The 23,584-nt window shown below is 49.0% G+C and carries 18 protein-coding genes; 13 read left to right on the forward strand and 5 right to left on the reverse strand.

All coding sequences use genetic code 11. The features are described 5' to 3' along the window. Window positions 1-17: 17 nt before the first annotated feature. Window positions 18-1,487 carry an SLC13 family permease gene (locus tag ACOJUO_RS03810; protein ID WP_422135436.1) on the reverse strand — a complete coding sequence of 490 codons (1,470 nt, stop codon included), beginning with the start codon at window positions 1,485-1,487 and terminating at the stop codon, window positions 18-20. A gap of 200 nt (window positions 1,488-1,687) precedes the next feature. Between ACOJUO_RS03810 and ACOJUO_RS03815 the strand changes: the two genes are divergently transcribed. After that, complete coding sequence (locus tag ACOJUO_RS03815) at window positions 1,688-3,232, forward strand: hypothetical protein (RefSeq protein ID WP_422138975.1); 1,545 nt, start codon at window positions 1,688-1,690, stop codon at window positions 3,230-3,232. A 103-nt stretch (window positions 3,233-3,335) separates the two neighbouring features. Further along, window positions 3,336-4,715 carry an ATP-dependent RNA helicase DbpA gene (gene dbpA, locus ACOJUO_RS03820; RefSeq protein ID WP_422138976.1) on the forward strand — a complete coding sequence of 460 codons (1,380 nt, stop codon included), beginning with the start codon at window positions 3,336-3,338 and terminating at the stop codon, window positions 4,713-4,715. 84 nt (window positions 4,716-4,799) lie between these two features. Here the strand turns inward: dbpA and ACOJUO_RS03825 are convergent, their stop codons facing one another. Continuing rightward, window positions 4,800-5,801 carry a hypothetical protein gene (locus ACOJUO_RS03825; protein WP_422138977.1) on the reverse strand — a complete coding sequence of 334 codons (1,002 nt, stop codon included), beginning with the start codon at window positions 5,799-5,801 and terminating at the stop codon, window positions 4,800-4,802. Window positions 5,802-6,029: 228 nt separating this feature from the next. On the opposite strand from ACOJUO_RS03825, the gene ACOJUO_RS03830 reads away from it, so the two are divergent. The 5 genes from ACOJUO_RS03830 (at window position 6,030) to ACOJUO_RS03850 (ending at window position 14,267) form a co-directional block, all read left to right on the forward strand. After that, window positions 6,030-6,617, forward strand: coding sequence for a hypothetical protein (locus ACOJUO_RS03830; RefSeq protein ID WP_422138978.1), 588 nt, complete (start codon window positions 6,030-6,032; stop codon window positions 6,615-6,617). 110 nt (window positions 6,618-6,727) lie between these two features. Further along, complete coding sequence (locus ACOJUO_RS03835; protein ID WP_422138979.1) at window positions 6,728-9,934, forward strand: hypothetical protein; 3,207 nt, start codon at window positions 6,728-6,730, stop codon at window positions 9,932-9,934. A 111-nt stretch (window positions 9,935-10,045) separates the two neighbouring features. Then, on the forward strand, window positions 10,046-10,540 hold the full coding sequence (locus ACOJUO_RS03840) for a SycD/LcrH family type III secretion system chaperone (RefSeq protein ID WP_422138980.1): 495 nt from the start codon (window positions 10,046-10,048) through the stop codon (window positions 10,538-10,540). Then, window positions 10,540-11,871, forward strand: coding sequence for a hypothetical protein (locus tag ACOJUO_RS03845; RefSeq protein ID WP_422138981.1), 1,332 nt, complete (start codon window positions 10,540-10,542; stop codon window positions 11,869-11,871). Before ACOJUO_RS03840 ends, ACOJUO_RS03845 begins: the two co-directional genes overlap by 1 nt. Window positions 11,872-12,050: 179 nt before the next feature. Beyond that, window positions 12,051-14,267, forward strand: a complete 2,217-nt coding sequence (locus tag ACOJUO_RS03850; protein ID WP_422135444.1) for a YgiQ family radical SAM protein — start codon at window positions 12,051-12,053, stop codon at window positions 14,265-14,267. A gap of 122 nt (window positions 14,268-14,389) precedes the next feature. Here the strand turns inward: ACOJUO_RS03850 and ACOJUO_RS03855 are convergent, their stop codons facing one another. Both ACOJUO_RS03855 and ACOJUO_RS03860 read right to left on the reverse strand, forming a co-directional pair. Next, window positions 14,390-14,686 carry a type II toxin-antitoxin system RelE/ParE family toxin gene (locus tag ACOJUO_RS03855; RefSeq protein WP_422135445.1) on the reverse strand — a complete coding sequence of 99 codons (297 nt, stop codon included), beginning with the start codon at window positions 14,684-14,686 and terminating at the stop codon, window positions 14,390-14,392. Continuing rightward, window positions 14,679-14,900, reverse strand: a complete 222-nt coding sequence (locus tag ACOJUO_RS03860) for a TA system antitoxin ParD family protein (protein ID WP_422135446.1) — start codon at window positions 14,898-14,900, stop codon at window positions 14,679-14,681. Before ACOJUO_RS03860 ends, ACOJUO_RS03855 begins: the two co-directional genes overlap by 8 nt. 263 nt (window positions 14,901-15,163) lie before the next feature. Between ACOJUO_RS03860 and ACOJUO_RS03865 the strand changes: the two genes are divergently transcribed. From ACOJUO_RS03865 to ACOJUO_RS03890, 6 genes are all read left to right on the forward strand, one after another. Next, entirely contained in the window at window positions 15,164-15,469 is a 306-nt protein-coding gene (locus ACOJUO_RS03865) for a DUF1244 domain-containing protein (protein WP_422135447.1), read from the forward strand. 114 nt (window positions 15,470-15,583) lie between these two features. Beyond that, window positions 15,584-16,555 (forward strand): aldo/keto reductase, encoded by a 972-nt coding sequence (locus ACOJUO_RS03870; RefSeq protein WP_422135448.1) that lies wholly within the window; start codon window positions 15,584-15,586, stop codon window positions 16,553-16,555. 65 nt (window positions 16,556-16,620) lie between these two features. Continuing rightward, entirely contained in the window at window positions 16,621-18,792 is a 2,172-nt protein-coding gene (locus ACOJUO_RS03875; protein ID WP_422138982.1) for an ABC transporter substrate-binding protein, read from the forward strand. A 43-nt stretch (window positions 18,793-18,835) separates the two neighbouring features. Beyond that, window positions 18,836-19,813, forward strand: coding sequence for an ABC transporter permease (locus ACOJUO_RS03880; protein WP_422138983.1), 978 nt, complete (start codon window positions 18,836-18,838; stop codon window positions 19,811-19,813). 10 nt (window positions 19,814-19,823) lie between these two features. Continuing rightward, window positions 19,824-21,194, forward strand: coding sequence for an ABC transporter permease (locus ACOJUO_RS03885; protein WP_422135451.1), 1,371 nt, complete (start codon window positions 19,824-19,826; stop codon window positions 21,192-21,194). A 1-nt stretch (window position 21,195) separates the two neighbouring features. After that, window positions 21,196-22,842, forward strand: a complete 1,647-nt coding sequence (locus ACOJUO_RS03890; RefSeq protein ID WP_422135452.1) for an ABC transporter ATP-binding protein — start codon at window positions 21,196-21,198, stop codon at window positions 22,840-22,842. A 170-nt stretch (window positions 22,843-23,012) separates the two neighbouring features. On the opposite strand, the gene ACOJUO_RS03895 is transcribed toward ACOJUO_RS03890, so the two are convergent. Further along, window positions 23,013-23,576: a hypothetical protein gene (locus ACOJUO_RS03895; RefSeq protein ID WP_422135453.1), complete on the reverse strand. Its 564-nt coding sequence runs from the start codon at window positions 23,574-23,576 to the stop codon at window positions 23,013-23,015. Window positions 23,577-23,584 lie beyond the last annotated feature (8 nt).

A 23,584-nucleotide genomic window follows, 5' to 3' on the forward strand; every position in this document is an offset into this window, starting at 1 on the left:
AACTTCAGATTTTCTGGCTAGAAGACCCTGTCCACCAGCAGAGCGCACAAAACAGTAATAATCACGATACCCGCCAGATTCAGAATCAGGCCACTTCGAATCATCTGACGAATCGATAACAGCCCCGAACCAAACACGATTGCATTGGGGGGAGTGGCAACGGGCAACATGAAGGCACAACTGGCGGCTATGGCTGCCGGAATAGCCAGAACTTCCGGGTCCAGGCCAAGGGAGACAGCCAGCGCACCCAGAGGCGGCAGGAAGGCAGCCGTAGTCGCTGTATTACTGGTAATTTCAGTCAGGAAGATAATCACAGAAACCACCAGGGCTATGGCGGCAATGGTAGGCAGTCCATCCAATACCTGGAAGTTGCTGGCAATCCATTCTGCCAGCCCTGTTTTACGGATAATTGCCGCCAGACTCAGACCGCCTCCAAACAGCAGCAAAACATCCCAAGGCAACCTGCGAATATCTTTCCAGTTAAGAAGAAAGTCGAGCTTTTCACCCCAGCGGACGGGAATGATAAACATCAGCAGCCCACCAGTAAGGGCTATGGCAGTGTCAGTGAGCTTTATGTCTGGTAAAAAGCCGGACAGCCAGGGTCGGAAAACCCAGCATAATGCGGTCGTAGTAAAAATTACTGCCACCCATTTTTCAGCCCTGCTTAAGGAACCCATTTCAGCTAATTGCTCTTTTAAAGACAGGCGTACAGATTCATTTTCTCCCGGACGAAGCTCATAGCCCCCGGAACTGAGCCACCAGCCCGTGACCAGCAGCATTAACAGCGTCGCAGGCATACCTACCAGCATCCATTGAGCAAAGCCAATTTCAATGCCGTATTGTTCGCTGAGAAAAGCTGCCAACAGGGCATTGGGTGGTGTTCCGATCAAAGTGCCAAAGCCGCCGATGGAGGCGCCATAGGCAATAGCCAGAAGCAGAGCCGCAGGAAAGTGTCCGTGAGAACCCCGTTCTTCTTTCATCATTGCGATCACTGACATACCAATGGGTAACATCATTATGGCCGTTGCAGTATTGGACACCCACATACTGATAAAGGCGGTGGTAAGCATGAACCCTATGACCTGCCGGCGTTCACCGGTGCCAGAAGCCAGCATGGTCAAAAGCGCAATCCGCCGATGCAGGTTCCAGCGCTCCATAGCCAGACCCAGCATGAAGCCTCCCATAAACAGATAGATGACAGGGTGTGCATAAGCCGAAGCAACCTTATCCAGAGATAACAGGCCAACTAACGGAGCCAGCAGAAGAGGTAACAGTGCGGTCACTGAAATAGGGAGTATTTCCATGGACCAGAAGACCGCCATCATCAGTGCCAGACCAGCACACTGCCAGGCAGCAACAGGCATATTCTCAGGTGCAGGCAGCACCAGGGTCATCACAAACAATGCCCCCCCTGAGATCAGCCCAGTCAGCCAGATGTAAGGGTTAGCCCCCGCTTCCAGCTCTGTTGAGGAGGGTTGTTTGCTCATGGTCTGTTCCTTGGAAGTATTCTGTTTATAAGTCGGTCAATTCCCTGATTTATTCACCCGTCTACCTCCAAAAATCCAGATACCGCCCTCTTCCATAGTGTGCAAACGGTCATTCTGACCAATTTTTACCTGAGCAATATGACAATTTTTATTCTACGCTTTGTCGGATTATCAAAATAAAATTATGAATGACTACGGCAATGGACTCCTTATTTTCTGTCAAACTCTTTTCAGTCAGAATTGCTTTCTTTATGAGCTTTGTACTGATGCTGTGTGTAGCGGCATCAACGTATCAGGCAAAAGCAGCTGACAGGCCCTCCTGTGACATGCCTGTGTGTTCGAAACACAGCATGGCTATGGAACCGGACGGCAGCGGGGGGCACTTCTGTCTTCAGTGCATGTCAGATGAAATCAATAAGTTGGAAGATGATATGGAGTTTCAGCTAACCTATGGCTATGCTGCTGAAACGGTTTCGACAGAAGCTGAACAAAGCCCCTATTACAACGTTAGAGATCATACCTCTTCACTGGCGGACCTGATGGAAAGGGCCCGTTTGTTACTCGATCCGGGGCAGGCAACAGGCGGCTATATTTCTTCTTCTGCCATGGTGAGTTCACGTTCCGGTTTATCGCTGCCAGCCACTGCCAAATACAGCTTTGAAGGGACGGCAGAGCACAAGACCAGCTTACCCACTCACGATGACCCCCGCGAAAATCTGGCCGTCGAATCATTGCCTGCTGAAATGATAACGACAACCACTCCATCTGTTGCTCACAATATTATTGAACCCGCCGAACAAGGAGGTCATGAAGAGTTTCAAACCGTGCGGACTTCTGTGCAGGATTCAGAAGGTTCATCTATTGCTTACAACCTTATTGAACGACTTGAAAAGAGAGGTTATGGAATATCAGGCACTCATGCTTCAGCCCTTCCACCCGGGGAAGCCATGTTGCTGCTGAGAGACAAGGTGGAACTGCCTGTCCTGCTCCCACTGTTGTCGCATTTTAATATCGAATTTGCAGCTCAATCCCTGTTGAATCTCAAGTCGCTTTTGCTTTCAAGTAAATACCTTATTATCCGGATGACCCAAAAAGATGGGATGATCACGGTTATCCATATTCACCCTGTAGAAAACCAGCAGGCTCTGATTATTACAGAGCTGGGTCTGCAGAGTTCGCCCATTTGTATCGAAAACCTGCCCCTCCTTCTAAGTGCTTTTGTGTACCATGAAGGGGTGACAGAACTGGCTGTTTTTACTCACGAGGCTGTCCCAGACGATCCCGCCCCGTCATCAGAAGGCGCTACTGCCGGGGCTATACTGACTCAATCTCTAACAGTCGCCATCATCGAATATATCCAACGACTGGGGGTTTCTTCACAAGAATATCCTCCTATCGAACATACCGGCGCTATACGGGAACTTAAAAAGACTCAGGATCAGGCCAAACTTGCGCTATCAATGCCAGATTATGGCTTCCAGCAAAATCCAGCTGAAGGTGATGCTTTGCAGAATGTCGAGGCTCTGACCGAAGCACGAACCCCCTTTATCGCTCAATTGATAACCCCGGACCAACAGGTCACTGTGATTAACTTTCAGCCTGAAGCATCGGGCGATGTTATGCTGAGCCTGTCAGGACAGCACTTCCTCATAGACAGGAGAGAGATAGGTGCCTTGTTTGACTGGATCATCAACCAGTTTAAGCCGCTGATACAGATTTTTATTCTGGCACCTATCTATCTCTAAGCCCACGTCCGCGCTTTTTCCTCAGCTCTGTTATAATCCGGGCCCAAACTGCATTGCCGCACAGATTTGAATGATGCAGACTTTTCACGGTAGAGAGTAAACCTTGAGTACACAACCTTTTTCCGACTTGCCGCTGCCCGAAGCGCTGCTGCACAACCTGGAGCAGATTGGCTACCGGGAAATGACCCCTATCCAACAAAAAAGCTTACCTCTGGCCATGGCTGGCAGAGACCTGATTGCCAAAGCCAAAACTGGCAGTGGTAAAACGGCAGCCTTTGCCATTGCTATGCTACTGGGCATTCATCAACGCTTTTTTGGTTGCCAGGGACTGGTGCTGTGCCCGACTCGTGAACTGGCAACCCAGGTCGCCAACGAGATTCGAAAACTGGCTCGCTACCGCCAGAACATCAAGGTCGTTACCTTGTGTGGTGGGCAACCTATTGGTCCACAGATCAACTCACTCTCCCATGGTGCCCATATCGTCGTCGGTACACCGGGAAGAATTCAGGATCATTTGCGTAAGCGAACACTGACTATCGAGCATCTAAAGACGGTGGTATTGGATGAAGCCGACCGTATGCTGGATATGGGATTTATTGATGCCATTGAAAACATTCTGGATCACACCCCGCCAGACAGGCAGACGCTGCTTTATTCAGCCACCTACCCCAGACAGATCAGGACTTTGAGCCAAAAGTTCCAGTCTGAACCTGAAGAGGTCACCGTTGAGTCAGTGCATACTCACCAGCACATTCAACAGTTTTTCTATCAAGCTGAGAATGGTGATAAATCAGAAACCCTCCGCAAACTGCTCAACCATCATCAGCCCGCTTCTACTGTTATCTTCTGTAATACCAAACAGACCTGTAAAGAAGTTGGAACATACCTTTATGATCAGGGTTACAAGCCACTGGTACTCCATGGTGATATGGAACAGCGAGAACGAGACCAGATGCTGGTACGATTTTCAAACCAGAGTGCCGACATTTTGATTGCTACTGATGTCGCAGCCCGGGGTCTGGATATTGATGATCTGGCCGCCGTCATCAATTATGACCTGAGTCGGGATCCGGAAGTCCACATCCACAGAGTCGGGCGAACAGGTCGTGCCGACAAGGAGGGGCTGGCCTTAAACCTGCACACCTCCCGTGAGCAATACAAGCTGGATGCTATTGCCGATATCTTGCGGACGGAACTGACTTTTGGTGACCACAGAGCACTGAAGCCAGCAACACAGCCACCCTCAAAAGCCCCAATGGTGACACTGGCTATTGACGGAGGAAAAAAGAACAAGGTGCGCCCTGGTGATATTCTGGGTGCTCTTACTGGTGACGCTGGCATTCCGGGAGATCAAGTTGGCAAAATCAATATCTTTGATTTTGTCGCCTATGTGGCCATTAAAAGAGAAAATGCCCGAAAAGCCTTGGCTCGCCTTGAACAGGGCAGAATTAAGGGCCGGAAGTTTAAAGTTCGCAGACTCTGATAACTCCCGTGTTTTAAGTGCTCACGGCCCATAACACATCCAATTTGTGTTATGAGCCGGGATCTTTGGAAACCGCCTCCTAAATCAAGGGGTAATACACTTGACCTTGCTCCAGTCCAGTTTTTTCGCTTCCTGAGTTATCTGTTCATTGCAGACATAACAGTAGTTGCGGTTGTGATCACTATCGTGTTTGACTTTTCTGCCAATAATGCAGTGACCCTTCATATCCATGCAGAACCTTGGTTCGTAGTTGAAACGGGCACACTCACCCAGATCCCTGGCAGAATGCTTCATTTCCTGACCGTCCCGAATCCAGTAATGGCCGTTATGAGTCCCTATATCAAACTTGCAGACATCAATGTTGCCTTTAACATATTCAGGGAACCTGCATACCTGATTTTCCGATGCCAGGTCTGAGAAAACCTGATTTTCGTAATAACGAGACTCACCCAGCTCACAGCGCTCGCCATCGGCTGATTTAGTACCAAAAGAGAAGTAACGGCGCTCTTCTCCACGAACTTCTTCAGTTCCGCTACCCGTACAGAACCTGAGTCCCTGCGTGGCAGGCTCGTGTTCCTGGGTAGGTTTGTCTCCACCACCGGGGGTTGATTCTCGCTGATACTCTCCATCCTTAGCATCAACCTCGGGCTCACCTGTCGGTAGATCACAAAACTCAAAAACACGTTTTGATAGAAAAAGTTCAGTACTAATTCCCGCAGGGTCCTTCAAATAGGGATTAGAGGTTTCTGCTTCCTGTAACTGAGTGTAATTGGCCAATAGCCACTGAAACTCATAACCGTAAGAGCTATTTCCGTTGGAATCCATATACAAGCAGGCCAGAACCTCGCCGCCTTCTACCCCCTCAAGAGACACATGCCCAACCTCAATACCAGAGCGTGTCGGCGAATTCGTCACACAAAGTGGCACATCGTCAATAGACTCAATGATTTCAGAGAGGGCATCGACGTTATACGAGCTGCTGGAATAGGTAGAAAGCCAACACGCTTTATTTGCTTCCGCATGTGCCATAGACAGTGAAAGGAAAGCCCCAGTCAGACTGGATAAAGCCATTCGAACTAAACGCATCAGAGTTCACCACTGCTAAAAATTGATAATTCAGAATCGGCTGCCTTAGAACTTTTGGAGTTATCTTTTTCTAGACACAGTTATATAGACGAAGTTAGGATTTATCGCCACATCCTCTCCCTCAGGGACATGAAATATCACTGAGCATTGGCTATAGGTAAAAGTCAGCATGGGAGCCAGTGCTCACAAACGGTAATTTTGTTATTTTTATCTAAGCAATAACGACAAATGAAAAAATCGATTCTGACGGCTGTCATCCTGGCGGCCAGCTCTACCCTTGCCCAGGCAGATATTATTGGCGCAAAACTGGGTTACAACTATTGGAATACTGCCGATCACGGTGACTTTCACACTGTTTACGGACAGATAGAGCACCCCATCCCACTGCTCCCCAATCTCGCGGCAGGTTACAGCAAACTCAATCATGACAAGCTGAAATTCGACAGTTACGATGCCTCCGGCTACTACGAAATTCTGGATAATGGCAATATTGCCCTGGACCTGGGTCTGGGGGTTCGTCGCTTTGACAGCGGTAAATACCGGGACGCCTCATTCAGCGATACTATCTCCATGTTAACTGCCGATGTGGAGCTGTTTCAGGCCAGCACTATCAGCTTTTACAGCAAGCTGTTCGCAGGTCGCTCTGAAGATACTGACTTTAACGATCTGGAAGTGGGTGCCCGTTTTTACCTGTTTGTCGGCCTGAAACTGCAGGCTGGCTACCGCCTCTACGAAATCGATATGGATGGCACCAAGGGCATCTATAACGATGAAAGCATCAAGGGCTTTAATCTGGGTCTGCACTGGGATATCTGACCTATCCCTCACGTAAAGCTGGCTCCTGTGAGCCAGCTTCCTGCCTATTCTGACAAATCTGCTAGACTTTCCTGATTGAAGAAAACTAACTAACAAAATGGCAGGTTACGGTGGACGGAACAAGCCGGGGTGAGCCCTCTCCCCAAACAGGGAATATTCCCCCTCCTCAATCTTTAATGGGCTCTGAGCAGGAAAGCGAAGTCACAGGTGAACATCATCATCGTGCTATCACTCCCACCAGCGGCGAAAATCTGGTAGCCAGAGCAGCTGTTGCAGCTGGCAAGGACGAGCAGTTGTCGCAACGAAGCGTCAGCAGGAAGAAATACACTCCGGATGAAATGGCCGAAATGGGCTATAAGGTCGAAAAGTCCCGGAAAGCCATTGCAGCATTTCTAATAGAGAATGGCTTAAATGAAGGGGTACCCGAACTTAAATGTGAACTTTACGATGGCTACAAAGAGTCCACTCAGGTCCTGTTCGTAGAGATGAAACGGTTACTGGATGCGCATTTTTCTAATGTGAACCGGATGTACCAAGTGCTCCAGTCGGATTACAGAGCGTATGGAAAACTGGAAAGCACCGCCAGAAGAGCTGCCAGATCGCGACGGGTCAGCGAAGAGGAACAGAATCTCCTGAAAGACCTCGTCATTCTGGGAAATTCTGACAAACGCTACAAGGAGTACTGGCAAGAGAAAAAACGGATACTCCTTTATGCCAGTCTTTGTGGAATACGCCTTAGCACAGCTCTCAAAGTGATTCCTAAACTTGATGCCATACGAGGGAGCGAAACCTTCCGCCAAAGGATAGAAGACTTTTTGCCCCAGTCCATTGAATGCATGAAAATGTACCAGGAAGTCATTCAATGTCAGCTGGGGCTTGAACAATATTCAAAACTTGAAGAAAGCCTTAATGCCCACGATAGAGCGGCCTTCGGGGCAGCCATGCTGGCTGATCTGGCCATGGATGACTACATGCCCACTGACGGTAAGGATAAACTTCGTCAAATGCTGGCGACCCATTCCTGCTGCTTCATCCAGTGGCTGACTGACTTCGACCCGGAGCAGCCACAAGTAGTGAAGCTGTGTAGCTGGAGAGTCAAGCATCTGATCAATGCCGCCATTCTGGCAGACAACCCCAAACAAGCTGAGCGCTTCTTACAGTTCTTCCGGAAACAGATGGAAGCAAATAATCCTGACTTTGCCCCACAGGATGTTTTCTCACTCTGCCATTCCCTAATTACATCGCTAGCCTATCTTTATGACCGCCCTGAACCACTGGCCCACTTTAAAGCACGGCTGGAAGGGACTTTAGCTCCGTTAACTGAGTTAGTAACCCTGATCAGAACCATTAACAAGAAAAAAATGCTAACTGACAACCTATGGGCTGCGCTGGTGTACCTTTTTGAGCGGATCAACAACGACTACCAATTAGTAATAAAGGATCTTCGTGAGCGCGAAGCAGGGGTCGTTCAGATAGCTTCCGACCTGATTAGAGAAGAAGAAGAGGAACAAAAGCAGATCAAAGAAAAACTGGAGGCCAGAGCAAAAAAACGTCGGGAAAAAGAAGAACAGAGACAGGAGGCCCAATGGCAGAAAAAGCAGGCCACACAGGCCGCAGCCGCAGAGAAGAAGCCGGAGCCCCCTGAGCCAAAGCCCTATGACCTGGAAAGTACTCTGAGCAAGGCTACCGAGGCGTTTGCCCGAAAAGAGCCTATTGGCGTTCTGAACAACATCTTCAAGAAAGTGATTCAACATCCCCGGGTCAGCGGCTTTGACAAGGCTCAGGCTCACTACAGTTATGCAGACATGGTGACTTCCAGGCTTCGGCGTCAACTGGAGTCTGTTCACAAAATGATTGAGCCCGTTTATGCCTTCAGTGAAGCTCTGGAAAATCAGGGTCCGCCTGAGCTGGAGAAAGACATCAAATTCAGGAAAGCACTGAGGCAGTTCAAGCTTAATATGCAGAAAATCAGTATCAACACCCTGATCATGAATAAGGCCGTCACAAAAGCACAGGAGATTTTCTTTAGCCTTAATGAAGATCAGCCAGAGTTTGTTGATGCACTGGTGGACCTTCACAATGACATGGAGTACCTGGTTGCACAGGGAAAAGCCGTCATTCAATGCTGCAAGGACATTCCAGATATTTATGCCCGACGGGGTCAAATGATTCAGCATTACAAGCTGTCTAAAAAAGTTGGCTCACAGCGGCGCAGCGAGTTAAGAAGTGACTCAGAACGACATCGCGAGCTAAGCGATCACATCAAGGATCTGGAAGCACTCGGCAAAAAGCTCGATACCAGTATGGGAATGCTGGAAAAAACCCTTACATGTGAACAGGCGGCTCAATTCCGACAGACGCTTTCAATCGCGAAAACAAACACCCCGACGCCGGATGAAAAAACCAGCCCTGGTTCCATTGAAGACAAGCAGCAGACCCTGAACCCTGATGATCCGGGCCCTGCGCCTGAAATTAGTAATGATTCTGCACAGGGCTCTCTGCCCGAACCGGCAACCTCATCCATGGCAACCCCTCCGGTAGCTACTGCTGAGTTTTCAAAGGACTCCGACGAAGGGGAGATAGAAACCCCATCAGTTGCTGATATTGAAGAAGCTCATGGGGTTTTGCTACCCCTGAAGCTGCCTATTCCCGAGAACATGATGGTCGCCCTGGGCTTTTCGATCATAGAGCACAAGCTCATTGCACCCATGAAACTCTACGATTCAGAAAGCGTTCAGGAAAAAAATCTGACCGCTGCAAAATCCAGAAAAGGCAAAAAAGGGAAGCGGCAGGGGCAAAGAGAAAAAGCTCCAACAGAACCTCAAGCCACCGCTGTTAAAGAGGAATATGCCGATCCCGGTGAATTGGGCCTGAAACTCCAGACAAGGCTCTGTGACTATCTTGAAGTGCTCAATGAGACCGGAAAAACACCTGATGGCAAAGCTGTGCCTGAGAAGCTGAATGTAAAAGCAATGCTGGCAAGAGTGAAGCAGGGTACTTTTCTGAAAGACTCCGGGTACTTTGGCGTTGACTTTACCTTTCTGTCAGATGCTCTGAACATTCCTGTTCAGGCTAACCTGCCATTGAGCAACAGGCTCTACTTTCGGCCAGGTCTGGTTAGGCCCCAGCAACTCGACCTCTGGACAAACCCGGAACCCCACCTGCATCTGGAATACCCCACTTATTCCGGAGAAGAACACCAATGGTTTGCTTCTATGGAGCATTACTTTCAATCCGGTTTTGAGGAGGATTACCAGTTGTTTACCAAGGAAGCCAAACCCAAAAAGGCAGGCAATAAGTCCAAGAAAGGATCGTGAACCACTCATTAGGCCTTTTTATAACTTTCGTCTTCACAGGCAGGAGTCTCCTGAAAGCAGATGCTATACCTTTAGAAACAGTCATTTGAAATACCAGCAAGGATGCCGTCGATGTCGAAACAGCTCTTTCAGGCCCCTCACAGTCAGGAACTGGCCACTATCACCGAATACCTGCTCACTGGAGGAACACTGGCAGAAGCCAACCAGATGAGTGAGAAGGCCCTTGAGTCCATTTATTCCCATGGCTACAACCAGTACCAGAATGGTCATTTTGAAGAGGCTGCCAAAATCTTCCAATATCTCTGCTTTTATGACCACTGGAATGCCCGCAACTTTCTTTGCCTGGGTTCCTGTCAGATGATGCTGAAAACTTACGGTCAGGCCATCAAAACCCTCGAATACGCTGCGCGAATGGATATCAGTAATCCACTGGCCAAAGTCTATATGGGTGATTGCTACCTGGCTCTGAAGGAAGGAGGCATTGCTGAAGTGATTTATAAAAGCGCCTTGAAAGATGCCAGAAAACATCAGTTTAATCATCTGGAGCTGAAAAGAGTCGAGAATCTGCTCCAGACCTTTGAGGACGAAAAGGGAGGGCAGTCCTGATGGTCGATTCAGTTAATCGCAATGAAGCTATTTTAGTCCCAACGCAGGCAGAAGCTCTAAAAGAGATTGAGAAGACTAAGACGGTCTCACAGGGCTATGAAAACAAGAACTCGGTATCAGTCAGAACCGGGGAAGGTCAGGTTGATCTGCCTCCCGGTGGTTCAGAGGCTCCTTCCATTCCAGAACCCGACTCAATGAATGCGGGCCAACTGGATGACCTTGAAAAGCATTTAACCCAACAAACCACAGCCAAACTGCGAGGCGAGATTGGCGGCATGTTTGGTGAAAGCCCGAACTCAATTACCAGTAGCCGACCAGAGTTAGTGACTATGGCGGTAGGTGAGACTGTTCTGGATACCGAAGCCAAACTGTCACGGGTGGTGGAAGCCTCTCCTCGGGTCATGCAGCACATTGGTCATTCCGTAGATCAACTTCAAATGGAGCATATTGAGGGCACACTAACCGCCGACAAGCTCGAAGAAATACTGGCTCAGATCAATGCCAGCCTGGAAGACAGCTCGGTTAAATACGCTGAAAACAAGATTGAGATGGCTTCCCTTGATGCTCAACAGCGGCATGATAGTAATATCGAGCGTATTCGGGAACACATTGAAGAGGCTAACAGCGCCAGTGCCGAAGCTACAGCCAATCCTGACAATATTTTCCTGAAAGCCCTGTCTTTCCTGTTCCCGCCTGTCATGCTGTGGGAAACCGCACTGATGATTGACCGGGAGGTCAACCCCGGCAAAGACAACTCTCATCTAAGTATATTTTCTAAAAATGAAATCGACTTTATGCTGCAGCAGACCGGGGAGGCCGATGCGAGTTTAATCAGACATGCAAGCCCCATTATGCCAGCTTCCATGGTGGAAATCGGCAACTCTGAACGAACCGATAATCACCCATCAGAAACGGATGATACCCAAGAGCGCAAAGAAGCCTTTGATGAATCGGGCTCTCCAGTGAGCGATGCCACTGAAGGCCTTCAGATTGCCAGCGAAGGTCTTGATCACTTTGAGAGAAGAAAGGCTCTGCTCCAGACTCTCCAGCAACAGGCTGAATCGGAAGAAGCCAAGAAAAAGCTTGAGGCAGCTATCAACGCACTGCAAGGCGGAGACCCTGCTCTGGCAGAAGAGATTCTGGGCTCTCAGGGACTGGATAGCAGTATCGGAGACAGCATGAGTGCGTCAACCGGTGATAAAGAGCTTACAGAGGCAAAGGATATTAAGAGGTTTGTCGATGACATATCCGGTGTTCCTGACGAGGTGCTCTCTTCCATGAAGGATGCAGACGGTGAACTGAGCCTGATCAAGCGCTTCACCTCTGTGTAAGTACCTGACCACCCTGCCTTTGCCATGAATCAATGATGTTCATACCGAGGCAGGGATGGTTTATCACCACATCACTTCGGTTTCATCTCATCCCCTGGCTGCAATTCGTGCTATCAAAGCAACGCATTTTTTGAAAAAATAGTGCCCCTTCAGAAAGAGCAGATAAAACCAGAACATTCATGAGTCACTCCTCCCTGCAGCAACCGTTGCCTGCCAAGGAACTGTTTTCCTACCCAAAGTATTGGGCTGAATGCTATGGCACAGCGCCTTACCTCCCCATGACCCGAGCAGAGATGGATGAGTTAGGCTGGGATTCCTGCGACATTATCATTGTCTCAGGCGATGCTTACGTAGATCACCCCAGCTTCGGTATGGCAGTCATTGGCCGTTTCCTGGAATCCCAGGGCTTCAGGGTGGGCATTATTGCCCAGCCAGATTGGAGCAACACAGCAGACTTTATGCGTCTGGGTAAGCCCAACCTGTTTTACGGTGTCACCGGTGGCAACATGGACTCCATGATCAACCGCTACACCGCCGACCTGAAAGTTCGAAATGACGATGCTTATACACCGGATGCAGAGCCGGGCAAACGGCCTGATCGCTCGGTGATTGTTTACAGTCAGCGTTGTAAAGAAGCCTATAACGATGTGCCCGTCGTTATTGGCGGTATTGAAGCCAGCCTTCGCAGGATTGCCCAGTATGATTACTGGAGTAATGAAGTGCGCCGTTCTGTTCTGATGGATTCCACTGCAGATATCCTCCTCTATGGCAACGCTGAGCGAGCCATGGCCGAGGTGGCGGACAAACTGGCTGCGGGCGTTAATATCAAAAATATGGATGATATTCGCGGTACGGTTGTCGTTAAGCCTGGCACACCAGAAGGCTGGACCGAAATAGACTCTACCCGTATCGACTGGCCAAGAGATCCGGGATCTCTGGAAGAAGCCTATGGCACCAACCCATACGAATATGTGCAAGAAGAAGAGTGCGAATCCAAAAAAAGACAGGAGCCGGATATTCAGCCTGTCCGCATTGTTCCACTTCCGCTGCACCGCAAGACTGACTTTGATACCAGCAAAAGCTGTATTCGTCTGCCGTCGTTTGAAAAAGTGCGTAAAGATCCCGCGCTATACGCCCATGCCTCCCGAGTGCTGCACCAGGAATCCAACCCCCATAATGCCCGGGTGCTGGTGCAGAGACATGGCAACCGGGAAATCTGGGTAAACCCGCCTCCCATTCCTCTGGAAACGCCGGAGATTGATGGTGTCTTTGCCCTGCCTTATCAGCGCAGGCCACACCCATCCTATGGTGATGCAAAAATTCCGGCCTACGACATGATCAAAACGTCCGTGAATATCATGCGGGGCTGCTTTGGTGGTTGTACTTTCTGCTCCATCACCGAGCACGAAGGTCGGGTCATCCAGAGTCGTTCCCAGGAATCCGTCCTGCAGGAACTGGAAGAGATCAGGGACAAGGTGCCTGGCTTTACCGGTCAGATTTCTGACCTCGGTGGCCCAACCGCCAACATGTATCACCTGAACTGCAAGAGTGCAGAGATTCAGGCCAGTTGCCGCCGTCTTTCCTGTGTGTTCCCGGGTATCTGCAAAAATCTGGAAACCTCACACAAGCAAACGACAGAGCTGTACAGAAAAGCCCGTGCCATTCCCGGCATCAAGAAAATCGCCATTGCTTCGGGTCTTCGTTATGACCTGGCAGTAGAAGATCCGGAATACGTCCGTGAGCTGGTCACGCACCACGTCGGTGGGTATCTGAAGATTGCGCCGGAGCATACCGAGAAAGGTACTCTGGACCTGATGATGAAACCCGGCATGGGCACCTACGACGCTTTCAAGAAAATGTTCGACAAGTTCTCCAAAGAAGCCGGAAAAAAGCAGTATCTTATTCCTTACTTCATTGCCGCCCACCCGGGTTGTGAAGACGAAGATATGATGAACCTGTCGCTTTGGCTGAAACGTCACAAATTCCGTGTCGACCAGGTACAAACCTTTTATCCGTCGCCTATGTCTCTGGCAACGGCTATGTACTATTCCGGTCGTAACCCGCTCAAGAAGCTTAATTACAAGGGTGACAGACTTTATATTCCCAAAGAGCTGGAACAACGTCGTCTGCAAAAAGCCTTCCTGCGTTATCACGACTCCAGAAACTGGGATGTCCTCCGTAACGCCCTGAGAAAGATGAACCGCTCCGAACTGATTGGCGATGGCCCCAATCAACTGGTACCTGCGGAAGAACAGAGCAAAGACAACCGCCGACCATACAACAAAAAGCCTGCGGGAAAATTCCAGAAGGCCCGTGGTGGTCAGTGGGATAACCGAGCACCCCGCAAAGAGCCGGTAGCCCGGAAAAAGCCTTCAGCTAATAAAAAGTCCAGATAACCCCTAAAAAAAAGCCCCGAATTCTTCGGGGCTTTTTTATTGACCCTTGCTCGGTTGATGGGGATGGCAAAAAGTGGCCTTGCCAATATTTGCTACATATAGCCAATATTTTTTTAACCGCATCACTGGCGCTCATGCCGCTCAAGGTTCCGGTAGAAATTTTCATGGGAGCCAAAGGAGATCAGCTCCAGTAACAGCTTGCCGTCGTCAAAATAATAAGCCAGCAGGGTCAATTGTTTTGCCATCTTGAATTTATAAACCTGAAGGTGGCTCAGGACGCCTTTCTTCTTATCGCCAATATCGGGATTATTGGCTACGGCTCTGATAGCTGTATCAAGATCCGCTTTCTGGTTGGGCTTGAGTTTTTTCACGGCTCTTGCAAACCGGGCTGTCTGGAGTATCGTTTCTGCTTTAGCCAAAACGGTACTCCGAGACCAGTCCCTGTTTGCGCTCTTCTTCGGCTTCCAGAATATCTTCAATGAAATTAATGGGCAGATCAGGGTTTTCCTTGGCAATCTTGCCAAGGCAGGCCCAATATTCCACCTGTTTTGCCGCCGAGCGTTTTTTGACCTTGCCAACAAGGGTTGCAGCGGTCACCAGCTCTTCATCCAGTCGTAAGGGTCTGCTTGGCATGTTTCAAAACCTACTTTTTGTAACAAATTGCTACAAATATAGTCATATGCATCAAGCCTGTCAAAAGCCCTGACCCTTTTCGTGAAGTCACGAAAAGTGTGCTACCTCTGGTGGTTTATTCCAAGCCAATCTTGCAGCTTAGAGATGGTGCGATGGTGCCGGAGCTGGTAGCAATAATCGGGAAGAAAGCCCCGAAGATTCTGGGGCTTTTTTATTGACCCACAATTTCTTACACTGCCTGACAACCTTATAAGGAAGATGTGATGAATACACAGATTGATCAGGAAACTCAGGACAAACTCGACGCAGCTACTTTTCGCCGCCTGCTGAAGCACCTCGATGATCATAAAGAGGTGCAGAATATTGACCTGATGATTCTGGCGAACTTTTGTCGGAACTGCCTGGGCAAGTGGTACAAAACGGCTGCTGACGATCTGGGTGTTGAAGTGTCCGACAATGAAGCCAGAGAACGTATCTATGGCATGCCCTATTCCCAATGGAAAGAAAAGCATCAGCAGCCCGCATCGGAGGAACAGCTGGCCGCTTTTGAAGCCAGACAAAAGAAGTAGTGCTCTGAATACTGACTGAATACCCAACAAACAGCCATAGTAATCCCAACACAGCCATGAGTTTTTCCGAACAGCCTTGAGCTGTCCGAATAGTCCTTAAGAAGGGAGCTGAGTATGAATCGTTTCCCGCTTCAGATTCACATTCCTAAAGCCAGCCGACTGATTTATGGTTGTATGGGCCTGGGAGGTGAGTGGAACAATAATCCTATTTCCGATCACGACCACACTCTGGCCCATAATGCCGTGAATACAGCACTGGAGTGTGGCATTAACTTCTTTGACCATGCTGATATCTATACCATGGGCAAAGCAGAACAGGCATTCAGCAACGTTATTAAAGCGGAGCCAAAGCTTCGCCAGGACCTGATCATCCAGTCCAAATGTGGCATTCGCTTTGCCGACGACGACAACCCCGGTCGATACGACCTTTCTCCCCAATGGATAGAGTTCAGTGTCAATGGCATTCTCGAAAGGCTGGGTACAGAGTATCTGGATATTCTTTTACTGCATCGCCCTGACCCGCTGATGGAACCCGATTTAATCGCCGAAGCGTTTACTCGCTTATACGACAGCGGAAAAGTACGACACTTTGGTGTTTCCAATATGAACCAGCATCAAATCGCCTACCTTCACTCCTGCATCGAACAACCTTTGATCGTCAACCAGTTGCCCATGAGTCTTGCCCGTTGTGACTTTGTGGAAGACGGGATACTGGTCGCCATGAGTGAGAGTGCCGACACTGGCTTTACGCCGGGAATGATTGATTACTGTCGTAAAAATAACGTTCAGCTTCAGGCTTGGGGCTGTCTGGATCAGGGACTGTTCATCGGAAAAGATACCAGTAAGGAACCAGCGGCCGTTCAGGCCACTGCAAAACAGGTTGCCGAGATGGCTGAAGACTATCAGACTTCCGGAGAAGCCATTGCTCTGGCATGGCTGATGAGGCACCCGGCCAGCATCCAGCCTGTGATTGGCACAACGGATAAAGATCGTATTCGTGCATGCTCTCAGGCGATGGAAGTTCATCTAAGCAGGGAAGACTGGTACAAGCTTTATATCGCCTCCAGAGGGCGGTCTCTGCCTTGATTTGAAAATGACTCAGTAACTCTGACATCGACGAACAATTATTAGAAAACGGGGATGAAGTTATTATGAACCAGAAAGCAACCAGATATCTGGCTGCCACACTCATAGCTACCACTCAGCTGACGGGCTGTTCAGGTCCCTGGAATAATCCTCATCAGGAAAGTTCTGGTCATCAGAACCAGACTGTCTACTACACCAATTTTCAACTCCCCCCCCAGCACTTTGATCCGGCTATTTCGTACAGCACTGATGAAAGTATGCTGATCGACCAGATCTACGAGCCTCCTCTTGGTTATCACTTTCTGAAAAGGCCTTATGAACTGCAACCTCTGGTGGCTGAATCCATGCCAGAGGTTCGTTTTCTTAACGCCAACCACGAGGAGACCACTTTTGATAGCCCTGACATTGCCTTCAGTCGATACACCATCACCCTCAGGGAAGGTATTGTTTATCAGCCTCACCCGGCGTTCGCCAAAAACGGTAAAGGCGATTACGTCTATCTCTTTAACGATGAAAGTGAAACCGTAAACTACAAAGCTCTTTCCGACTTTGGTCAAACAGCAACTCGGGGGCTGGACGCAGACGACTTTCTCTATCAGATCAAAAGGATTGCCGACCCTCACAATAAAGCACCCTTAATTGGCTTCCTTGCTCAGTATATAGATGGCATGAGTGAAGTGACCGAGGAATTAAAAACTGTTGAAAGAGACGGGTGGCTGGATCTTCGTGAATTCAAAATGAGGGGACTGGAAAGAGTTGATGAGCTGACTTTCTCTATTACTATAAAAGGCATCTACCCCCAGTTTTCTTACTGGCTGGCCATGCACTTTTTTGCACCTGTCCCCTGGGAGGCGGATCGCTTCTATAACAACCCCGGGTTCAAAGACAACAACCTGACTCTGGACTGGTATCCAGTCGGCACAGGTGCCTACATGATGACCAGAAATGACCCTAACAGGGAAATCATTCTGGAACGAAATCCTAACTTCAGGGATGATTTTTATCCCACTGAAGGAGCCCCCGGTGATAAAGAGGCAGGGTTGCTTGCTGATGCCGGAGCAAAGGTACCTTTCATAGATAAAGCCATTTTCAGCCTGGACAAAGAAGTTTTGCCTATGTGGACCAAATTCCTGCAGGGATATTACGATCGCTCAGGAGAAAACCACGGCAACGTCACCCAAAACTTTGACCAGGCCTTGACCATCGGCCCCGAGGGTGTAGAGCTTACCGACGAAATGCAAGACAGACAGATCACTCTGTCCCAGGATGTTAAGCCTGCGGTCTACTATATGGGCTTCAATATGCTGGACAATGTGGTGGGTGGTTACTCCCCGAAAAAGCAAAAGCTGCGTCAGGCCATCTCCATTGCCTGGAATTCTGAAGAATATATAGAAATATTCCGAAACGGCTCCGCCATTCCTTTCATGGGGCCCATTCCTCCCGGTATTGAAGGTTCTCTGAAAGCAGAGGCAGGCATCAATCCCTTCACCCACGACTGGAAAAATGGCAAGGCCGTTCGCAAAGACCTTGAATACGCCAAACAGCTTTTGGCTGAAGCGGGCTACCCCAATGGTCGTTATGCTGAAACAGGTAAGCCTTTGAAGCTCTATCTGGATGTCCAGGCCCAAGCCACCAGCAAAAGCCGTGAAGACTGGCAAAAACGCCAGCTCAAAAAACTCGGCATAGAGTTAGAACTCAGAGCGACAGACTGGAATCGCTATAAAGAGAAAATGAGCACAGGGAACCACCAAATGTTCTCCTATGGCTGGTTGGCCGATTACCCTGATCCCGAGAATTTTCTGTTCTTGCTCTATGGCCCTCAAAGCCCTGTCGCCTGTCAATGTGACGGCAACAACAATGCCAACTATAACAATCCTCGCTATAACAGGCTTTTCAAGCAGATGAAGACCATGCAGCCCGGTCCTGAGCGAAATCGGTTAATCGCCGAAATGTTGGATCAGGTTCGCGCTGATGCTCCCTGGTTTACTGGCGAATACCCGAAAGAGTATTACCTGAATAACCAGTGGGTTTCTAATACCAAACGTCATGGCATCTCCAAGGCTACCCTTAAATACCTGAAGATCGATTCAGAAGTGAGAAAACAAAAACAGGCTGAATGGAACCAACCCAATCTTGTCCCTCTGGTGGCAGGCATGGGGGTTTTTGTCGCTTTGTTTATTCCTGCGATTCGCGCCTATAGACGACGCCAGAAGCTGGTCATAAATACCGACAGCTAATAAAAAGCTGAAGAATAATTTTCAGGTTTAAGGACGTTCTACCATGCTTGCTTATATTATCAGACGACTGATTTACGCCATTCCTATTCTTATTGGTGTCAATCTGATTACTTTTTTACTCTTCTTTGTGGTGAACAGCCCTGACGATATGGCACGAGCTCAGCTGGGGGATAAATACGTCACCGAGGAAGCCATTGAACTCTGGAAAGAGACGAATGGCTACCACCAGCCACTGTTTTTCAATCACGAAGAAGAAGGTCTGAAAGCACTGACAGAAACCATCTTTTTCAACAAATCCATCAGTCTCTTCAGCTTCGACTTTGGACGGTCGGAGAGCGGTCGGGATATTACCAGCGATGTTTCCCAGCGCATGTGGCCCAGCGTCATGTTTGCCCTGCCAACACTGCTCATCGGACTCTGGGTCAATATCAGCATAGCCCTTTTAGTGGTTATGTTCCGCAATACCGGACTTGAGAAAGTGTTTGTGGTCTCTTTTGTTGGCTTGATGTCTGTCTCTTACCTGTTTTACATCATTGGTGGCCAGTATCTGGTCACCCGTTTGTGGAACCTGGTGCCTGTGTCGGGTTTCCAGCCCGGACTGGGTTCCTTCAGGTTTCTGATTCTTCCGGTTGTTATTGGTGTCATTGCCGGTACCGGAGCCGGAGCCCGACTCTACCGGACACTGTTCCTGGAGGAAGCGAATCAGGATTACGCCCGCACGGCCAGGGCAAAAGGGGTAAGCGAAGTCAGCGTCCTGTTCCGGCACATTCTGCCCAACACCATGATCCCGATTCTGACCAATATCGTGATTGTCATTCCAATGCTGTTTATGGGCAGCCTGGTGATGGAATCCTTCTTTGGCATCCCGGGCCTGGGCAGTTACATGATTGATGCCCTGAAATCCCAGGACTTCGCCATTGTCAGAACAATGGTGTTTATTGGCTCAGTACTCTACATCATAGGCCTGATTGCCACTGACATTTCATACACACTGGTCGATCCCCGTGTCAGGCTGAATTAGGAGAACATCCATGAAACCGGTTATTTTATGGAGTGATGCATTGCTGTTTATCCTACTGGCAGCCATGATCGCATTCATTGTCAGTATCATTCGCAACAACGAGAGTCGTGAACGCTGGAGCAGAGTTTTTCGTTCCCGACTGGGCATGTCCTGCTTTCTGATTATTCTTACCTACATTGTCATAGGTGTTCTGGATTCACTGCATTTTCGCAAGGCGATCGAACCTCTTGAAGGTCAGTATAAAAGTGACGTTTATTACTCCAGTCATATAAACAGTGTTCTGGATCTGGTGCTGGGCGAAATGGGGGAGGACAAGGAAAAAACCTATTCAGCCCCCTTCTCACTGAAATCATACTCCAAGGAAAATATGCAAGATGAACAAGGCAATACTTACCGGGATTATGCCAGCTTGAAACATGCAGGTAAGCATCTGGAATCCTCTGATGACAGGCTTGTGGATATTGCCCTGCAATCATTTCAGGCGCTTCTCACTGGCCTGTTGTTCAGTGCTCTTCTGATTGCTGCCCATGCCTATTGGATGAAAGGTAAAAACAGCATCTACCCGTGGAAAACGGCCTATATAACCCTGGCAATTATTATTTGCCTGCTCACCTGGATGATTCACATCGGCTGCCTTTATCACATCCTGGGCACAGATAAAGGAGGTAACGATGTTCTCTACAAATGCCTCAAAGGTATTCGCACCGCCATGTTGATTGGCACTCTGGCTACTCTGATCATGATGCCTATTGCCATTTCCCTTGGAATAGCCGCTGGTTATTTCAAAGGCTGGGTAGACGACATTATTCAGTATTTGTATACCACTCTCAGTTCTATTCCGGGTCTTCTATTGATTGCAGCCTCCGCTCTGCTGTTCCAGATATGGATTGACCTGAACCCTGATTACTTTAGTACCGGACTCGAAAAAGGTGATGCCAAATTCATCGGCCTATGCTTTATTCTCGGAGTTACCAGCTGGGCCACCCTCTGTCGTCTGCTCAGAGCGGAAACCTTGAAAATCAGTCAACTTGACTATGTCCAGGCTGCCCATGCTTTCGGCGTCAGTCATGCCAGAATCATCAGCAAACACATTCTGCCCAATGTTACCCATATCATTCTGATCATATTTGTTCTCGACTTCAGTGGTCTGGTAATGGCCGAGGCAGTGCTTGCCTACATCGGTGTGGGAGTCGACTCTTCAATGCACAGCTGGGGTAATATGATCAGCACTAGCAGCGCAGAACTCAGTCGGGTACCCGCCGTCTGGTGGAACCTTGCAGGCGCTTTTACCCTGATGTTTGTTCTGGTGCTGGCAGCCAACCTTTTCTCGGACCTCGTCAGTGACGCCTTTAACCCCAAAACCCATTTGGAGGCTGCCTGATATGAGCATTACAGAATCCTCAGGGGAGAACATGGCCAAAACGGCCGAGAGCAAAGAACCGGCACTGCAGGTATCCAATCTTAATGTTGTCCTCAGACATGAACCCGATACCCGGATTCTAAAAGGCGTCAGTTTCCAACTGAACAAGGGTGAAGTCTTTGCATTGGTTGGCGAGTCAGGCAGTGGCAAGTCGGTAACATCGTTGTCAATCATGCGTCTGCTGCCCGATGCTCTGAAAATCACTCAGGGAATAATCCGGCAAGATGATACCAACCTGTTTGCCCTGACCGAGCAGGAAATGGGCTCCGTTCGTGGTAAAAAGATCGCCATGATCTTTCAGGATGCATTGACCTCTTTGAATCCGGTTCAAAAAGTGGGTGACCAGATTGCAGAAACCCTGAAAATACACACCAATCTGACCGGTGACGAGATCAGAAAACGCACTGTCCAACTGTTTGAAGAAGTCGGCCTTCCTGACCCGGATAAACGTGTAGACTGGTATCCCCACCAGATGTCCGGAGGTCAGCAGCAGCGGGTTATGATTGCTATGGCTCTGGCCTGTGAGCCGGATATTCTGCTGGCGGATGAGCCCACCACCGCCCTGGATGTCACCATTCAGAAGCAGATTCTGGAGCTGGTAAAAGCATTAACCATTAGCCGTGACCTGGCGGTATTGTTGATTACCCATGATATGGGCGTAGTTCGTGAAACCGCTGATCGTGTTGGTGTTATGTATCAGGGTGAGATCATTGAGGAAGGCAGCTGTGATGATTTCTTTGAGAATCCTCGTGAAGAATACAGCCGTCGTCTGATTAACAGCCTGCCTGACATGGACGCTTACCGGCCTCAGACCCATCCCACTCCCTTGTTGAAGGTAGATAATCTGGAAGTTCACTTTCCCATTCGTAAGGGAATCCTCCAGAGAGTTCACGATTACACCAAAGCGGTTAATGGCATCAGCTTCTCCATCGCCAAAGGTGAAACGCTGGCCCTGGTAGGCGAATCGGGTTGTGGCAAATCCACCACTGGTCGTGCCATTCTTAACCTGGAAAAAGCGACCGGTGGTGAGATCTGGTACAACCACCGGAAAATTCACGCGCTTTCCCGCAGGGAAATGTTGCCCCTTCGCAAAAAAATCCAGGTCATCTTCCAAAGCCCTTATTCTTCCATGAACCCACGTATGACGGTGGGTGACATTATCGAAGAAGGTATGATTAGCCTGCAGATGGGTCTGAGCAAAGCTGAAAGGGAGCAACGTGTTGAATCGCTTTTAAAGAGGGTCCAGCTGGAGCCTGAGCACCGCTATCGCTATCCCCACGAGTTCTCTGGTGGTCAGCGTCAGCGCATAGCCATCGCCCGGGCGCTTGCGGTTGAACCTGACCTGATCATTTGTGATGAACCTACCAGCGCACTGGATGTATCTATCCGCTCAGAAGTCATGGATTTGTTGCTGGAGTTGCAAAGAGAGCTGCAAGTCTCGTACCTGTTTATAACTCACGATCTTTCAATCATTCCTCATCTCGCTCACCGGGTCGCGGTGATGAAGGGAGGCAAAATTGTCGAACAGGGCCATACCGAAGATGTAATGACCAGACCTCAGCATGATTACACTCGTAAGCTGCTCAGCGCTGTTCCGGAAGTGCGTTAAGCGCCATTCCCCGCCCATCACGCTTAGTTATGGGCGAGCAGCCTGTCGGACTTAAGACTGTCCTACAGGCTGCGAGGGTTCTGGCTCGTTATGCATCCGTGAAGATAATCAGGCTCTACACCCTGAAGAAATGAACCCGATAGTGAAAAACTGTCCGGAATGTTTGAGACTCAAAGTTCATTATTCTGAGGCTCGTTTTGAGCTATCGGGGACAGGGTTATAACCACATCACTGCTATCTGAGAAAGGTACTCTCTCAAAGCGAGTAGGAGACCAGTTACTCTCCCTGTTTGTTTTCACTGGACCGTAATCCCTTCCATCCACTGACAGTGTAATCATATACGGCTGCTCATCAGGATAATAAAATATGCCACCTGCAAAAACAGAGAAAGTATAGGTGGGCTTATAAACATCGGGGCTATCAAGGGACCAGGCCACAGTCCCCTTGGGATACCTGGCATCAGTGGGATGAAGGTCATTGTTCACATTCTGGAGACTGATACTGGTACTGATGGGAAGATAAACACCAGACTTAATAAAACTGTCCAAAGTGGCCTTCAAGCCACCCACCTTCCTGAAATATCTAAAAGCATTATGTTGAAAACCTGCAGCTACTGCACTAAAGCCATAGCCTAACCCCACCGTTTCATCTCTGAATGTCACTTCTGCTGCCGATGCTGTGGACAGGAAACCGGAAAGGAGTAAACCAACAGGAATAGCCATTAAAACTTTCATAACTAAAA

Origin of the sequence: Endozoicomonas sp. ALC020, from assembly GCF_049275935.1 — a bacterium.
In the GTDB taxonomy this organism is placed as follows: domain Bacteria; phylum Pseudomonadota; class Gammaproteobacteria; order Pseudomonadales; family Endozoicomonadaceae; genus Endozoicomonas_A.

Excerpts from the sequence above, each read along its gene's own strand:
- ACOJUO_RS03810 (WP_422135436.1), bottom strand. The coding sequence starts at position 1,487 with ATGAGCAAACAACCCTCCTCAACAGAGCTGGAAGCGGGGGCTAACCCT.
- ACOJUO_RS03815 (WP_422138975.1), top strand. The coding sequence starts at position 1,688 with ATGGACTCCTTATTTTCTGTCAAACTCTTTTCAGTCAGAATTGCTTTC.
- ACOJUO_RS03825 (WP_422138977.1), bottom strand. The coding sequence starts at position 5,801 with ATGCGTTTAGTTCGAATGGCTTTATCCAGTCTGACTGGGGCTTTCCTT.
- ACOJUO_RS03830 (WP_422138978.1), top strand. The coding sequence starts at position 6,030 with ATGAAAAAATCGATTCTGACGGCTGTCATCCTGGCGGCCAGCTCTACC.
- ACOJUO_RS03840 (WP_422138980.1), top strand. The coding sequence starts at position 10,046 with ATGTCGAAACAGCTCTTTCAGGCCCCTCACAGTCAGGAACTGGCCACT.
- ACOJUO_RS03845 (WP_422138981.1), top strand. The coding sequence starts at position 10,540 with ATGGTCGATTCAGTTAATCGCAATGAAGCTATTTTAGTCCCAACGCAG.
- ACOJUO_RS03850 (WP_422135444.1), top strand. The coding sequence starts at position 12,051 with ATGAGTCACTCCTCCCTGCAGCAACCGTTGCCTGCCAAGGAACTGTTT.
- ACOJUO_RS03860 (WP_422135446.1), bottom strand. The coding sequence starts at position 14,900 with ATGCCAAGCAGACCCTTACGACTGGATGAAGAGCTGGTGACCGCTGCA.
- ACOJUO_RS03865 (WP_422135447.1), top strand. The coding sequence starts at position 15,164 with ATGAATACACAGATTGATCAGGAAACTCAGGACAAACTCGACGCAGCT.
- ACOJUO_RS03870 (WP_422135448.1), top strand. The coding sequence starts at position 15,584 with ATGAATCGTTTCCCGCTTCAGATTCACATTCCTAAAGCCAGCCGACTG.
- ACOJUO_RS03875 (WP_422138982.1), top strand. The coding sequence starts at position 16,621 with ATGAACCAGAAAGCAACCAGATATCTGGCTGCCACACTCATAGCTACC.
- ACOJUO_RS03880 (WP_422138983.1), top strand. The coding sequence starts at position 18,836 with ATGCTTGCTTATATTATCAGACGACTGATTTACGCCATTCCTATTCTT.
- ACOJUO_RS03885 (WP_422135451.1), top strand. The coding sequence starts at position 19,824 with ATGAAACCGGTTATTTTATGGAGTGATGCATTGCTGTTTATCCTACTG.
- ACOJUO_RS03890 (WP_422135452.1), top strand. The coding sequence starts at position 21,196 with ATGAGCATTACAGAATCCTCAGGGGAGAACATGGCCAAAACGGCCGAG.
- ACOJUO_RS03895 (WP_422135453.1), bottom strand. The coding sequence starts at position 23,576 with ATGAAAGTTTTAATGGCTATTCCTGTTGGTTTACTCCTTTCCGGTTTC.